Annotated in this window: 10 protein-coding genes and 9 tRNA genes; 18 read left to right on the top strand and 1 reads right to left on the bottom strand. The window is 55.9% G+C overall.

All coding sequences use genetic code 11. The annotated features are described in order from the left end of the window. The first annotated feature begins 76 nt into the window (after positions 1-76). From Q0796_RS07880 to Q0796_RS07820, 13 genes are all read left to right on the top strand, one after another. Positions 77-153: transfer RNA gene (locus Q0796_RS07880), tRNA-Asp, on the top strand. An 82-nt stretch (positions 154-235) separates the two neighbouring features. Beyond that, positions 236-312, top strand: a tRNA-Asp gene (locus Q0796_RS07875). 82 nt (positions 313-394) lie between these two features. Beyond that, positions 395-471: transfer RNA gene (locus tag Q0796_RS07870), tRNA-Asp, on the top strand. Between the two features lie 741 nt (positions 472-1,212). Continuing rightward, positions 1,213-1,854: a UvrY/SirA/GacA family response regulator transcription factor gene (gene uvrY / locus Q0796_RS07865; protein WP_298441745.1), complete on the top strand. Its 642-nt coding sequence runs from the start codon at positions 1,213-1,215 to the stop codon at positions 1,852-1,854. Between the two features lie 12 nt (positions 1,855-1,866). Further along, positions 1,867-3,705, top strand: coding sequence for an excinuclease ABC subunit UvrC (uvrC, locus tag Q0796_RS07860; RefSeq protein WP_298441744.1), 1,839 nt, complete (start codon positions 1,867-1,869; stop codon positions 3,703-3,705). A gap of 47 nt (positions 3,706-3,752) precedes the next feature. Further along, entirely contained in the window at positions 3,753-4,304 is a 552-nt protein-coding gene (pgsA, locus tag Q0796_RS07855; protein ID WP_298441742.1) for a CDP-diacylglycerol--glycerol-3-phosphate 3-phosphatidyltransferase, read from the top strand. A gap of 154 nt (positions 4,305-4,458) precedes the next feature. Continuing rightward, positions 4,459-4,534, top strand: a tRNA-Gly gene (locus Q0796_RS07850). Positions 4,535-4,573: 39 nt separating this feature from the next. After that, positions 4,574-4,647, top strand: a tRNA-Cys gene (locus Q0796_RS07845). Between the two features lie 36 nt (positions 4,648-4,683). Next, positions 4,684-4,769: transfer RNA gene (locus Q0796_RS07840), tRNA-Leu, on the top strand. A gap of 51 nt (positions 4,770-4,820) precedes the next feature. Further along, positions 4,821-4,896 (top strand) — tRNA-Gly (locus tag Q0796_RS07835). Positions 4,897-4,934: 38 nt separating this feature from the next. After that, a tRNA-Cys gene (locus Q0796_RS07830) sits at positions 4,935-5,008 on the top strand. A gap of 35 nt (positions 5,009-5,043) precedes the next feature. Next, positions 5,044-5,129: transfer RNA gene (locus Q0796_RS07825), tRNA-Leu, on the top strand. A gap of 302 nt (positions 5,130-5,431) precedes the next feature. Beyond that, the gene (locus tag Q0796_RS07820) at positions 5,432-6,193 is read left to right on the top strand and encodes a hypothetical protein (protein WP_298441740.1); all 762 of its coding nucleotides are present in this window, start codon (positions 5,432-5,434) and stop codon (positions 6,191-6,193) included. Here the strand turns inward: Q0796_RS07820 and Q0796_RS07815 are convergent. Further along, positions 6,177-7,085 carry a glycosyltransferase family A protein gene (locus Q0796_RS07815; protein ID WP_298441739.1) on the bottom strand — a complete coding sequence of 303 codons (909 nt, stop codon included), beginning with the start codon at positions 7,083-7,085 and terminating at the stop codon, positions 6,177-6,179. The genes Q0796_RS07820 and Q0796_RS07815 overlap by 17 nt on opposite strands. A gap of 248 nt (positions 7,086-7,333) precedes the next feature. Between Q0796_RS07815 and Q0796_RS07810 the strand changes: the two genes are divergently transcribed. From Q0796_RS07810 to Q0796_RS07790, 5 genes are read left to right on the top strand one after another with little or no spacing between them, the layout of a single operon-like run. Beyond that, a complete protein-coding gene (locus tag Q0796_RS07810; protein ID WP_298441738.1) occupies positions 7,334-8,488 on the top strand; it encodes a glycosyltransferase in 1,155 nt (384 codons plus the stop codon). Next, entirely contained in the window at positions 8,485-9,894 is a 1,410-nt protein-coding gene (locus Q0796_RS07805) for a hypothetical protein (RefSeq protein ID WP_298441736.1), read from the top strand. The genes Q0796_RS07810 and Q0796_RS07805 overlap by 4 nt, the downstream gene beginning before the upstream one ends. Continuing rightward, a complete protein-coding gene (locus Q0796_RS07800; protein WP_298441734.1) occupies positions 9,837-11,282 on the top strand; it encodes an O-antigen ligase family protein in 1,446 nt (481 codons plus the stop codon). Before Q0796_RS07805 ends, Q0796_RS07800 begins: the two co-directional genes overlap by 58 nt. Further along, on the top strand, positions 11,266-11,928 hold the full coding sequence (locus Q0796_RS07795; protein ID WP_298441732.1) for an acyltransferase: 663 nt from the start codon (positions 11,266-11,268) through the stop codon (positions 11,926-11,928). The genes Q0796_RS07800 and Q0796_RS07795 overlap by 17 nt, the downstream gene beginning before the upstream one ends. Further along, the gene (locus Q0796_RS07790) at positions 11,925-13,022 is read left to right on the top strand and encodes a glycosyltransferase (protein WP_298441730.1); all 1,098 of its coding nucleotides are present in this window, start codon (positions 11,925-11,927) and stop codon (positions 13,020-13,022) included. The genes Q0796_RS07795 and Q0796_RS07790 overlap by 4 nt, the downstream gene beginning before the upstream one ends. Positions 13,023-13,137 lie beyond the last annotated feature (115 nt).

Below are 13,137 nucleotides of genomic sequence, written 5' to 3'. Positions count from 1 at the left end.
ACCGTTTGACGGCGATTAGGACATTCCTTAATATTCGCTCCGTCTTCAGGGCGCTGCGGCGGTCTGATAACGGTGCGGAGTGGTAGTTCAGTTGGTTAGAATACCGGCCTGTCACGCCGGGGGTCGCGGGTTCGAGTCCCGTCCACTCCGCCATTATTTTGCTGATTGATACATTGGATCAGCGCAGGGGATTGAGCGTTCGCAAACTCAGTCAGCTGTAAAAACCAGTTTCGGCGGAGTGGTAGTTCAGTTGGTTAGAATACCGGCCTGTCACGCCGGGGGTCGCGGGTTCGAGTCCCGTCCACTCCGCCATTATTTTGCTGATTGATGCAATGGATCAGCGCAGGGGATTGAGCGTTCGCAAACTCAGTCAGCTGTAAAAACCAGTTTCGGCGGAGTGGTAGTTCAGTTGGTTAGAATACCGGCCTGTCACGCCGGGGGTCGCGGGTTCGAGTCCCGTCCACTCCGCCATTAATTAAAAAAGCCTGCTTCTGTTGAAGCAGGCTTTTTGCGTTTCTGCCCTCGATTCTGTTTACGCTTCTCTTCTCTTCTCTTCTCTTCTCTTCTCTTCTCTTCTCTTCTCTTATTGCTATGGCCCTCTTGCTATTTAAGCCTACCGCGACCAAGCAACCCTCAGTTGATCCTCACCCACCGTTACCGTGATCCTGCCTCTATTGCGTGCCGTAATCGGCCGCGAAAGGCGACGCTCTTACTGCAATGAGGATCCGCTTGCACCGGATATCAGTATTGATGGCAATATTCACTTCCACTTGTTGCGCTGGGCTACCACACTGTAGGTGGACGGATATTAAACAAAGTTGCTTGAGTGCGGGTATCGTTGCCTTTTAAAGGCGCATTTGGGAGGTATTTTTTTCCGATTTGGGGTTTTATTCTGCTCTGGGTCGATGCTGCAGTAGAGGCTGAAGTTTTAATAAAAACTTTGCCATGTGTGCCAAAAAATGCCGCTGTCCAAGATGTCAGCACTCAAACAAGCTTGAATCATAACTACTTGCATTATTTACGTTTTTTTATAGTCTAGTGGCCCTTGCGGCAGTTACCTCTAATGACTACGGTCACGACTTTGGTTGGCTCAGAGTAAAATCTATTCTGTGATTATTCCGGCACTGAGTTACTCAGTTGACGGAAATGGGGTAAGCGGTATTATCGTATCGGTAAGGCAAGCTTAGCTTGCCAATTTGTGGAGATTCTATTGTGATTAACGTGTTTCTGGTCGACGACCATGCTCTAGTTCGGACCGGCATTCGCCGTATTCTGGAAGACGAACGTGGCATCAAGGTTGTTGGTGAAGCCGAAGACGGTGATCAAGCGGTGCTGTGGTGCCGTAAGAATACAGCGGATGTGGTCGTGATGGACATGAGCATGCCGGGGATCGGCGGCTTAGAGGCAACCCGCAAAATTTTGCATTTCAATCCAGACACCAAAATCATCATTTTAACGGTACACACGGAAGAGCCCATTCCATCACGGGTTATGGCGGCCGGCGCGGCGGGCTTTTTAACGAAGAACGCGCCACCGGCAGACATGGTGCAAGCGATCCGTGCGGTCGCCTCTGGCCAGCGTTACATTGATCCGGTGATTGCTCAGCAAATGGCGCTGCGCCCATTTAACCCAGAAAAGAACCCGTTTGATGAACTGTCTGATCGTGAACTGCAGATCAGCATGATGGTCACCTCGGGGCAAAAAGTGTCCGACATCGCTGAGCAGCTGAACATCAGCCCAAAAACGGTTAACGCCTATCGCTACCGTTTGTTTGAAAAACTGAAGATCAGCGGCGACGTAGAATTAACTCGATTGGCAATTCGATATGGTATGTTAGACGCAGAGAAAATCTGATGTCGTCGGTCCATGTCTGAACAATTTGACCACCGAGCCTTTCTGAGCTCGGTGACCAGTGAAGCCGGTGTTTATCGTATGTACGATACACCGCAAGGCACTGTCCTTTATGTTGGCAAAGCCAAAGATCTAAAAAAGCGCTTAAGCTCCTACTTTCGAACCAACGTGCCCAGCGTCAAAACCCGCGCGCTGGTGGCACAAATCGGCCATATTGAAGTCACGGTTACCCACACCGAAACCGATGCGCTGATCCTCGAACACGATTACATCAAGCAATACATGCCGCGCTATAACGTGCTGCTGCGTGATGATAAATCCTACCCCTATATTTTGCTGTCCGATCATCGTCATCCGCGATTGGCCTTTCACCGTGGCCCACGGCGTGCCAAGGGCAGCTATTTTGGCCCATACCCTAATGGCGGCGCGGTGCGCGAAAGCTTGCACCTGATGCAGAAGCTATTTCCTATTCGTCAATGTGAAGATGGCTTCTACCGCAATCGTTCTCGCCCCTGTTTGCAATACCAACTGAAGCGCTGTTCTGGGCCCTGTACCGAGATGATCAGCGACGAGGAGTATCAACAGCAGGTGCAGTTGGCTAAGTTGTTTTTGCAAGGCCAAAGCCAGCAGGTGCTGGGGCAGCTGGTTGAAAAAATGGAAGCGGCCAGCGGGCAGTTGCAGTTTGAAAAAGCGGCACAGTATCGCGATCAACTGTTAGCGCTGCGGCGAGTGCAAGAACAGCAAGGGGTGCAGGGCACCAGCGATGGCGAGTTGGATGTGGTCGGAGTTGCCGTAGAGGGCGGCATGGCCTGTGTGCATGTACTGTTTGTGCGCAAAGGTAAGATTGTGGGCAGCCGCAGTTACTTTCCTAAATTGCCTAATAACACCGACAGCGAAGAGGTGCTGCTGGCGTTCTTATCGCAGTTTTATCTGGGCGGCGGAGACGATCGCATGGTGCCCAAAGAGATCATTGTGAACATCAGCAGTGATGAGTTGGCACCGCTGGCGCAGATTTTGTCACAGCGCAGCGACAGCAAAGTGGCCATTAAAGCCAAGGTTCGCAGTGAAAGAGCCCAATTTCAGAAGCTGGCGGCCACCAACGCCAGTACGGCTCTGAGCAGCCGCATTGCCCATAAGAGCACCATTACCGAGCGACTGCGCCAATTAACCGAAGCGCTGGAGTTAGAGCACAGCATTCGGCGGATGGAATGTTTCGACATCAGCCACACCATGGGCGAGAAAACCGTGGCCTCTTGTGTGGTCTTTAACCGAGAAGGCCCAGCGAAGCAGGAATATCGGCGCTACAACATCAGCGGCATCACCCCAGGGGATGATTACGCCGCCATGACCCAAGCGCTGCAGCGGCGTTATCGCGGCAGCACCGAAGCGGAAACCCTACCCACCATCTTGTTCATCGATGGCGGTAAAGGCCAGCTAACCCAAGCGGAAGCGGTGCTGGAAGAGGTGCTTGGCGGTACGGATTTACCGATGCCACTGATGGTCGGGGTGGCGAAAGGGGAAGGGCGCAAACCTGGGCTGGAAACACTGATCTTAGGTTTCAGTCGCGAGATCATCGATCTGCCCTCGGATTCACCGGCCTTGCACTTGATCCAGCACATCCGCGATGAGGCGCACCGTTTTGCCATCAGTGGCCACCGCGCGGCGCGGGGCAAAGCACGAACGCAGTCAACACTGGAGTCCATCCCCGGCATTGGCGCCAAGCGACGGCAGCAACTGCTGAAATTTATGGGCGGAATGCAGGAATTGAAGCGTGCAAGTGTGGCCGAGATCGCTAAAGTGCCCGGGATCAGTGCTCAACTGGCACAAAAGATCCATGATGCGTTGCGCAGCTAATGTAAATTGCGGCATGATTGCCGGCATAAAGTTAAGCCGGATCAACTATGAAACTCAACATCCCTAACATCCTGACCCTTTCCCGTTTGTTTATGATCCCGGTCTTCGTCGCCTTGTATTATGCGCCGTGGAAATGGTCCTTTGTTGCCGCCGCAATTTTGTTCGTGGTGGCGTCGCTGACGGATGCCCTTGATGGCTACTTAGCGCGCCGTCTGAATCAATCCACCCCGTTTGGTGCCTTCCTTGATCCGGTTGTTGATAAGCTGATGGTTGCCACCGCGTTAGTGGTGTTGGTCGCCGAGCTGCACAGCCCAATGGTGACTTTTGCCGCGGTTGTTATGATCGGCCGCGAAATTGTAATTTCCGCCCTGCGGGAGTGGATGGCAGAGATGGGCAAGCGTGGCATTGTGGCGGTGTCGTGGTTGGGGAAATTCAAAACGGCAGCGCAAATGGTGTCGATCACCGGCTTAATTGCCCATTGGAATCCGCTGGTGGATCAGATCTCACTGTACCTGTTGTACATCGCAACCTTCTTAACCGTCTGGTCTATGCTGTCTTACATTCGCGCTGCCTGGGGTGATTTAACCCGACATGGTTGATCTGTCGCCGCAGTTTGTTTTGTTTTACAACGGTTTGATTGAAAAGGCGGCAAACAGTTCATTCTAAGCAAATCCGGCGTTGACCTAAGCAGGGTTTCAGTTAGAATACGTCTCGTCTTCGGGGCTGACCTAAGTTGTTGGCTTCGCTAGAAATGCGGCACTAGCTCAGTTGGTAGAGCGCGACCTTGCCAAGGTCGAGGTCATGAGTTCGAACCTCATGTGCCGCTCCAAAATTCAGTTTGTTGATGGCTCAGCAAACACCAAGATATGGCGCGTTGGCAGAGTGGCTATGCAGCGGATTGCAAATCCGTGGACCTCGATTCGACTTCGGGACGCGCCTCCACATCGACGATAACGTTTCGGCGTTATCGCACTTGTTGCCCGAGTGGTGGAATTGGTAGACACAAGGGATTTAAAATCCCTCGCTCTTAGAGTGTGCCGGTTCAAGTCCGGCCTCGGGTACCACCTTCTTGTTTCGATAAGAACGTGGTGAATGCGAACGAAAGTTCGTGATCAGCGGCACTAGCTCAGTTGGTAGAGCGCGACCTTGCCAAGGTCGAGGTCATGAGTTCGAACCTCATGTGCCGCTCCAATATCTCAAGACGCACAAGCGGATTGATACAGTACTACGGCGCGTTGGCAGAGTGGCTATGCAGCGGATTGCAAATCCGTGGACCTCGGTTCGACTCCGGGACGCGCCTCCACATCGTCGATAACGTTTATCGTTATCGCACTCGTTGCCCGAGTGGTGGAATTGGTAGACACAAGGGATTTAAAATCCCTCGCTCTTAGAGTGTGCCGGTTCAAGTCCGGCCTCGGGTACCATCTTTCTTCTTCTGGAAGAGAGGCGGACAAAACAACCAGCCAAGTGCTGGTTTTTTTGTCTCTAAATTTTGTCTCGTGCCATGCTTCCCCACCGAACGGCAGCGTTCCTTGCCTCTGATTGACTGCTCTCCTGCTGTTGCGTTTACCACGCAGGGCGGCCAGACAAAAGGCTGGTCAATCCACAACCACAACGATATATTCAACATTGTATATAAATGTTAATTCCATATATTTATTAAGGTTTTAACGTTGCGGCAGTGCATTATGTTGATGGCTGCCACAGGTTGTGAGCAGTACACATAATGAATAAGAAAAACTACTACGACATTTTAGGGCTGCCGCCGTGCATCGATGCAGTGGCGATCCGCGCCACCACCTCGATCTTACGCAATCGCTATCAAACCGGCTCGGCCCAAGAGCAGCTGAAATTTAAACCGTTGCTGCAAGAGATTGAACACGCCAGTGCGGTACTGTCTTGCCCAACCGCACGGCAGCAGTTTGATCTGGCCCAGCAAGAAAAGTGGGATCTGCGTGGCCACTTGGCCATTCGCACCACCGGCGACAGTGCCTTGGATGAAATTTGGCACTATAGCCTCAGTTATTATCCTGAGCTGGCGGATGACGATGCCCGCTTGGCCTCTTACTCACCCTCGCTCAGTTTTGCGTTTCGGCTGCTCGTGACCGAGAAAAAAGCGTTCGATTGGGGCGGCCGCATCGCCGAAGAGTTAGAGCAGCAATTTTTTCAGCACTACTTTGGCCACGAAGCGTTGCTGATCCGAGCAGCCCAGCGGCTGCTGCAGGCGCGCGAATACCAAGCGGCCTGCGAGCTGAACCGAGCGGTGGTGGTGTTTGGCCAAGCAATTAAGGTAGAGCAGGTGTTGGCAGACTTACGTCAGCGCCATCAATTAAGCGATCAATTGCTGCAGTCAGCGGCCACGCCAGAGCCGGAAATGCCCATTGTCCAATACGATCTGGAGCCAGGCTCCCAGGTGGGGCGGATGGCCGTGGGCGCCGCTGCTGCGGTGTTACTGTTAGGGGTGGTTAACGTTAACTGGTATGGCTAAGGCCGCGCAGGCACAGTGCCGCCGATCGTTTCAGGTTTTTTAGCGGCAGGTGGTGATTGAACGTCGCCAACTGATATTTCAACGCCAGCCAATATTGGCCCATCTCTTCATGGTATTCACTGTACCCCCGCGCCAGCGCCGCTTGGGCGCACTGCACCCCATTCTCGTCACTGTGGTGTTGATGGCGTTCGATGATGGCCGCCATGGCTTGCAGTCGATTTAGTCGCTTGCAGCTGATGGAATTGGCTCGCATTAAATACTCCATCAACTGCTGTTGTTGGCACCATACTGCGCCGGTTTGCGCCAACTTTAACCACAGATCCCAATCCGACGCCGAGCCTAATTGAGTATCAAAGCCACCACTGCGAAGCAGAGCGGCTTTGCTGGCGATCACCGTAGAGGTGCCCACCACGTTTTCCGCCAAAATGTCGGTCAGTGAAACCCGTTGGGCGGGCAGTTGCAGCTGCCGTTGAAAACGAGGCCAGTAGCTGAAGCAATCGACAATGGCACGGCGCTGTTCATCGATGTGCTGGTAATTACTAAACAGTAAGGCGATGTGGGGCTGCTGTTGCAGTAACCGTCGCTGCAGGCGCAGCTTGTCTGGCGTCCACACATCGTCCGCATCCAAAAAGGCGATCCACGGGCAGCGGCACAGTGCGATGGCCGCGTTGCGCGCCGCCGAGACCCCAACCCGCTCTAATCGCAGATAGAACAGGTTGGGGTGGTGCAACTGCTGTTGCTGCAGATAATCAATGGTGCCGTCATCGGAACCATCATCCACCACCCATACTTCCGCCGCTGCTTCGGTTTGCTGCCACACGGATTGCAGTGCCAATGGCAGATATTCCAAGCAGTTGTAACTGGGGATCACCACGCTAATACCAAGTGCCATCTCTTATCCTCATTTTTACGCTGTCATTTGCCAAAGCAGCTTCTGTGCCAGTCACGGCAATATCAATTTTTACCGTTAATTTTCATGGCGTTATTTATCTGTGTTCGCCGTGGTTGTGGCCACTACTGCGAATGAGTCGTTGCTGTTGCAAACTGCAATTAACTGAGCAATTGCTAGCAAAATCAACTGCTTGAATTTTGGCCTGATGCTTGCTTTTCCCCACTCATCTTATTGGTTGGAGAGTCTGCATGAAAACCATCGCCTATGTGATCCCCGCTTTTCCGGTGCTATCGGAAACCTTCATCGTTAATGAAATGGAAGCGATGAGCCAACTGGGGCACAAGGTGGTGCCGTGTACGTTTGAACGCTGCAGTGTGGCGACCATGCAGCCCCTGCAGCAGCAGTGGTTGCCTCAGGTGCAGTTGCTCAGTGAAATTTCGCGTTTTTCGGCGTTGCTGACCGCCATCAGCCTGCCGCAACGGCGTGCTGGCTGGCGGTTCATCAATGCTCAGAAGTCGTGGTCGCGCCGCAGCTTATGGTTGGCGGCCATGAAGCTGGCCCGAGTGGTAAAACAGCAGCGTTGCAATCACATCCATGCCCATTTTGCTCAGCACAGCGCCGCCGTTGCGATTGTCGCTGCCAAATTTTGTGGGGTGTCGGTTTCCTTTGTTGGCCATGGGGCAGACATCTACCAAGCCCCTTACGATCTGGAACTGAAATTACGCAGCGTGGATCTGGCCATCGGCGTGTGCCGCAAAATGGTGCAACAGTTTCAAGCCCAGCCCAGCTGCAATGCGGCACTAGTGCCTTGCGGCATTGATGCCAAGCAGTTTGCTCTTGGCCAAGGGGGACACAACCAGCGGCTGCTATTTGTGGGCCGATTGGTGGAGAAAAAAGGCGTTGATCTGTTGCTGCAGGCGCTGGCTCAACTGCCGCCATTACAGCGTCCGGGCTTGGATGTGGTTGGGGATGGGCCGTTGCTGAAGGCGCTGCAGCAACAAGCGCAGCAGCTGCAACTGGACGTGTACTTCTTAGGCAGCCGCGATCAACGCTGGCTGCAACGTTGCGGCCCCCGCTATCTAGCCTTAGTGGCTCCTTATCGCATCGCCGCCAATGGCGATCGCGATACCGGGCCGTTGGTGTGCAAAGAAGCGATGGCGCTGGGGTTGCCCGTGATCGCCAGCGATCTTATGGGCTTGGCCGAGATAGTACAAAAAAGCTGCGGTTATTCCGTGGCAGTGGAAGACAGCAGCGGCATTGCCAGCGCCATTAGCAAATTACAGCAGCTGCCCAATTGGCAGCGCCGTCGGCTGGGACTGAATGGTCGCCGCCGAGTGGAGCGCTTATACACGGTACAAACCCAAGCGCAGCGGTTGTCGCAGCTGGTTGAGGCGCTGGCATGAATCGCCGAGCGGCGTTGCATTATGGTCTTGGCTGCATCGCCCAGCGGTCGCTGTCGTTACTGCTGTTGCCACTCACCAGCACCGTGCTGGGGATCAGCGCCTTTGGTCAATTGGGGCTGCTGGTGGCGCTGGCCAACGTCGGCAGCATCGTCGCGGGGTTGGGGTTGGCCGAAACCGCCCAGCGCTTTGCCGCCATGCCGCAGCGGTTGGCTCAGCTTGCCACCTTAACCCGCTATTACGGTGGGCTGTGGTTACTCTTGAGCCCATGCACGCTGCTGTTGGCGCCTTGGCTGCCGGGGCAGTTGCAAGGGCTGTGGTTGTGGTTGCTGTGGCTGAACCTAGGTTGCGGCGCGCAACTTGGGGTGCGGCTGATGCTGTTGCGAATTGCCGATCGCAGTGGCCGTTATGCCAAGGTGATGCTGCTTTGGAGCGGTCTGCAGGGCAGCTTGACCATGTCGGCGCTGTTGCTGGGATTTGGGGTGGGTGGCGTGATGTTCGCCGGTGCTGCGGCCACGGCGTTGGCGTTGGGCTACAGCTGGCGCGGGGAATCGCTTCCGCCTGTGGATCCGGCGCAACAAGGCGTGCGCTCAGCGCCGTTGGGCGCTGATCCCCAGCCCCGTCATAGGCGCTTTGCCCACATCATGCCGCTGCTGCGGTATGGGGTGCCGATGGCGCTGTGTACCGCCATTGGGGTGGTGTTTGTTGGCTACGAGCGGCCGTGGCTGGCGCAAACGCTTGGGGTGGCGGCGCTGGGGCAATATGCGTTGATGGCGCAGCTGGCGTTCCTGCCAATCTATCTGATTGAGCCCTTTAATCTGTGGTGGTTTCCGCGGCGGATGGCGTTAGCCCAGCAGCGTCACCACCATGAGTTGGCACGCTGGAGTGACATTGGCGTGTTTCTGTTGTTGCTGGCGGTCTTGTTGGTGGCGTTGTTGCTGCCGCCGGTGGTGCAGCTGTTGTTTGCTCCCGACTATTGGCCTGCGCTGCAATGGTTGCCTGGGTTGCTGGCGATCGCCTTGCTGCGTCAGCTTGCCAGTGTGCTTAATTTGGGCGTGTATTTTCGCGACAGTGGCCAGTTGCCGCTGCGGCTCAATGCCGCCATTGCGCTGCCAGCGTTGCTGTTGGTACCACTGGCTGTCGCTGGCGGTGGGGTGTTGTGGCTGCTGTGGTTAATGCTGGGGCTGATGGCCGTGCGCGCGGGGCTGTTCTACTGGCGCAGCCAACAACTGTATTGCCTGCCTTATCAGCGGCAGCAGCTGTTGCTGGCGCTGACTGTTGGCTTGGCAGCCTTAGTGGTGGATCAACCGCTGGGGTACGCCAGCGCCGCGCTGCTGCAACTGGGGTTGCTGTGGCGACGCTACCAGCAGCGCAGCGCGGCCACGATGCCGCTGGGGCAACCATCATGATCCCAGACTCTGGAGCGATTTCCCCCCTGCGGGGCTTACGCCAGCGGCTCAAGGCAAGCGGTCGCCATACCTCCCGCCAATCACTGATTGGTGCATTGCTGCTGATGTTGCTGGGGGCGGCGCTGTGTGTTGCTCAGCCGTGGTTGCCGCTGTTGGCAGCGGTGGCGCTGTTAGGGCTGCTGGTGTTGCTGCGTTATTTGGCGGTCGCGGTGGTGGTTGGCTTTGTGTTGCTGTCGGCGTTTCGGTTGCACGAACTGAGCCCGCTGCTGTTGCCGCTGCGGTTGCCGCAACTGCTCGCCTTATTGGCGTTGTTGGTGTTGGGCTGGCGCTTGATGATTGAACGCAACCTGACCCCTTTTCTGTTGGCGGAAGGCAAGTTGCTGTTGGCGCTGTTTGGCGTGACGGTGCTGGGGGCGCTCTTGGCCAGCAACAGCGGCTTGGCGTTGAATTACCTGTTGGGCAGTTGGATCAAAGTGGTGCTGATGTGCTTTGCCTGTTCATGGTTGCTGCAACAGCAACGGCATATCGATTGGCTGAGCTGGGGGATCATCATCGCCGGCGGCGTGGTGGCGCTGGTGGCGCTGTATAACAGCCATCATGGCCTCGAACTGGTGGAAGGCAGCCGAGTCACCATTGGCCGCAGCTACGGTTCGATGCTGGGGGATCCAAACGATCTGGCGTTGGTGCTGTTGTTGCCGTTCAGCTTTGCCTTAAGTCGCAGTTTGCAACGATCCCAAGGGCAATGGCTGGCCACGTTGGTGGTCTTGCTGCTGTTGGCGGCGATGTTGGCCACCCAAAGTCGCGGTGGCTTGCTGGGGTTGGCTGCCATCAGCTGCTTGTTGTTGGTGCGGCGCTTTCGCTTGCCGCGCTGGCTGTGGGCACTGGCGCCGCTGTTGCTGCTGTTGCTGTTGTCGCTGGCGGGGATCGCCGAGCGTCAGTCTGGCGGTGCCGCTGAGTCTGGCATTGATGAATCGGCCTTAGGGCGGCTTTACGCTTGGCAGGCGGCGTTTTCAATGATGTTAGCCAATCCGCTGCTGGGGGTGGGGCTGGATAACTTCTACGCCAACTACTACTTCCATAGCCCCCATTGGGACGGCAAAAACCACGCGGTGCACAGCAGCTGGTTTCAGGTGATGGCCGAAGCGGGGTTAAGCGGATTCATCTTGTTTGTCGGTTTCTATTTGCTGCTGTTACGGCGGGCATTTCATCTGCTAAGCCACGCCGATCCGAACGGTTGGCACTTAGCTTGCTTTGCTGGGGTAGTGGGCTTTGGCATCGGCGGCACCTTCCTGACCCAAGCCTTCACGTGGCCGCTGTACATCATGGCAGCGCTGATCTGGGCCCAATGGCGCATCACTTCGGAGAACGGTTATGCAAATTGCAATTAAGGCGTGGTTACGCCCCCATTATCATCAACTACGGCAGTGGCATGCACCGCCGTTGCAACTGATCTATCGGCCATTGCTGTGGTTGTTGCAAGGCAGTCGCCAAGGGCTGGCGCTGTTGGCGCGCACACTGCTGTGGACCCCGCTGTGGCGCAGCCAAATTGAGGGCGGTGATGGGCTCTACCTGTACAGCGGCTTGCCGCAAAAATTAGGGCCAGTGGCGATAACCATGGGCAGCGGCTGCCGCATGAGCGGCGTTAGCACCATTTGTGGCCGCGCCAACAGCCGCTTGAGCGTTGGCAATAACGTCGACATTGGCTGGCAAAACAGCATTGCCGTAGGGACTCAGATTGTGATTGAAGACAACGTGCGGCTGGCGCCGAAAGTGTTGCTGGCGGGTTACCCCGGCCACCCACTGAACGCCGAGGCGCGGGCGCAAGGGTTACCGGAACTGCCGCAACAAGCGCGGCCGATCCGCTTGCAACGGGATGTTTGGCTGGGCACCGGGGTGATCGTGGTCGCGGGGGTCGACATCGGCGCTGGCACCGTGGTGGCCGCCGGCAGCGTGGTCACCAAGTCGATGCCGGCTCACGCGCTGGTTGGCGGCAATCCGGCGCGCGTGATCCGCATGTTGGAGACGCCACAATGAAACCATCAATGCTTATTTTCGGCGAAGATTGGGGCAGGTTGCCCTCCAGTTCGCAACACTTAGCCTTGGCGTTGCAAAAACAGTTTCGATTGGTGTGGGTGAACTCCATTGGCTTACGCCAGCCAAGGCTGACGGATCTGCGCCGCCTGCTGCGAAAGGGGTTAGCTCAAAGCCACAGCGCAGGTGAGCACGCGCCGTTTCCAGTGATAGCCCCTAAAGTCTGGCCACTGGCGCAGTCGCGCTGGTTGCAGCGCCATAACCGCCAGCAGCTTGCGCGGCAGCTCCAGCCCTATGGCGATTTTGATTACATCTGGTGCGCATTGCCTAGTGCGGTGGATTACCTGAGCCTGTACCCCAAGGCCGAGGTGATCTACTACTGCGGCGATGATTTTTCAGCGCTGGCGGGGGTGCAGCATCAGCCTGTGGTTGAGTGTGAACAGCGGTTGTTGGCGCGCTGTCAGCACCTGTTTTGTGCCAGTGAAACCCTGCTGCACAAGCTGCCTCACGCGAATGCCAGTGTGCTGCCCCACGGGGTCGAGCTGGTTAAATTCAGTCGCCCCCAGCCGAGGCCGGACGATCTGCCCGAGGGGCCGATATTGGGCTTTTATGGCAGCTTAGCGGCTTGGATCGATTTTGAGCTGCTGCATCAGTTGGCGCAGCAACTGCCCCAGTGCCAGTTGGTGCTGATTGGCCACCGTGGCGAGTGCCCCGATAAATTGCTGCGGTTAGCGAATGTGCACCTACTGCCGTTTAAACCCCATCAGCAGTTGCCTGCTTACGTGCAGCACTTTGATGTGGCGCTGTTGCCGTTTAAGCGCAATGCCCAGATCGCCGCTTGTAACCCATTGAAGTTAAGAGAATATCTGGCCGCTGGCGTGCCGGTGATCAGCAGCCCATTTGCGGCGTTATCTCAGTATCGCTGCGGCATCGCAACGGGGGAGGGCTGGCAGGGGTTCGTGACCCAAATTGTGCAAACGTTGCAAACCAAACCTCATCGGGCTGGGATCCGGCGGCAGGTGGCGGGGGAAAGCTGGCAGCACCGAGCTGACAGCCTATGCCAACGGCTGCAACTCCCGAGTTGCAAACTGCAATAGCTCGCCGAGTTCATTTTTACTTAATTGATTAATAACGATTATTTTGTTGGCCTGGTTCCTGCAATAACACTGGTAGACACCCCATTCACGCTTTACCCCATGCAGATTGACGTGG

It is taken from the genome of uncultured Ferrimonas sp. (genome assembly GCF_947489035.1).
Lineage (GTDB): Bacteria > Pseudomonadota > Gammaproteobacteria > Enterobacterales > Shewanellaceae > Ferrimonas.
Note: the sequence above shows the minus strand (reverse complement) of the source record. Positions and strands in the feature narration are given on the sequence as shown.

Excerpts from the sequence above, each read along its gene's own strand:
- uvrC (WP_298441744.1), top strand. The coding sequence starts at position 1,867 with ATGTCTGAACAATTTGACCACCGAGCCTTTCTGAGCTCGGTGACCAGT.
- pgsA (WP_298441742.1), top strand. The coding sequence starts at position 3,753 with ATGAAACTCAACATCCCTAACATCCTGACCCTTTCCCGTTTGTTTATG.
- Q0796_RS07820 (WP_298441740.1), top strand. The coding sequence starts at position 5,432 with ATGAATAAGAAAAACTACTACGACATTTTAGGGCTGCCGCCGTGCATC.
- Q0796_RS07815 (WP_298441739.1), bottom strand. The coding sequence starts at position 7,085 with ATGGCACTTGGTATTAGCGTGGTGATCCCCAGTTACAACTGCTTGGAA.
- Q0796_RS07810 (WP_298441738.1), top strand. The coding sequence starts at position 7,334 with ATGAAAACCATCGCCTATGTGATCCCCGCTTTTCCGGTGCTATCGGAA.
- Q0796_RS07805 (WP_298441736.1), top strand. The coding sequence starts at position 8,485 with ATGAATCGCCGAGCGGCGTTGCATTATGGTCTTGGCTGCATCGCCCAG.
- Q0796_RS07795 (WP_298441732.1), top strand. The coding sequence starts at position 11,266 with ATGCAAATTGCAATTAAGGCGTGGTTACGCCCCCATTATCATCAACTA.
- Q0796_RS07790 (WP_298441730.1), top strand. The coding sequence starts at position 11,925 with ATGAAACCATCAATGCTTATTTTCGGCGAAGATTGGGGCAGGTTGCCC.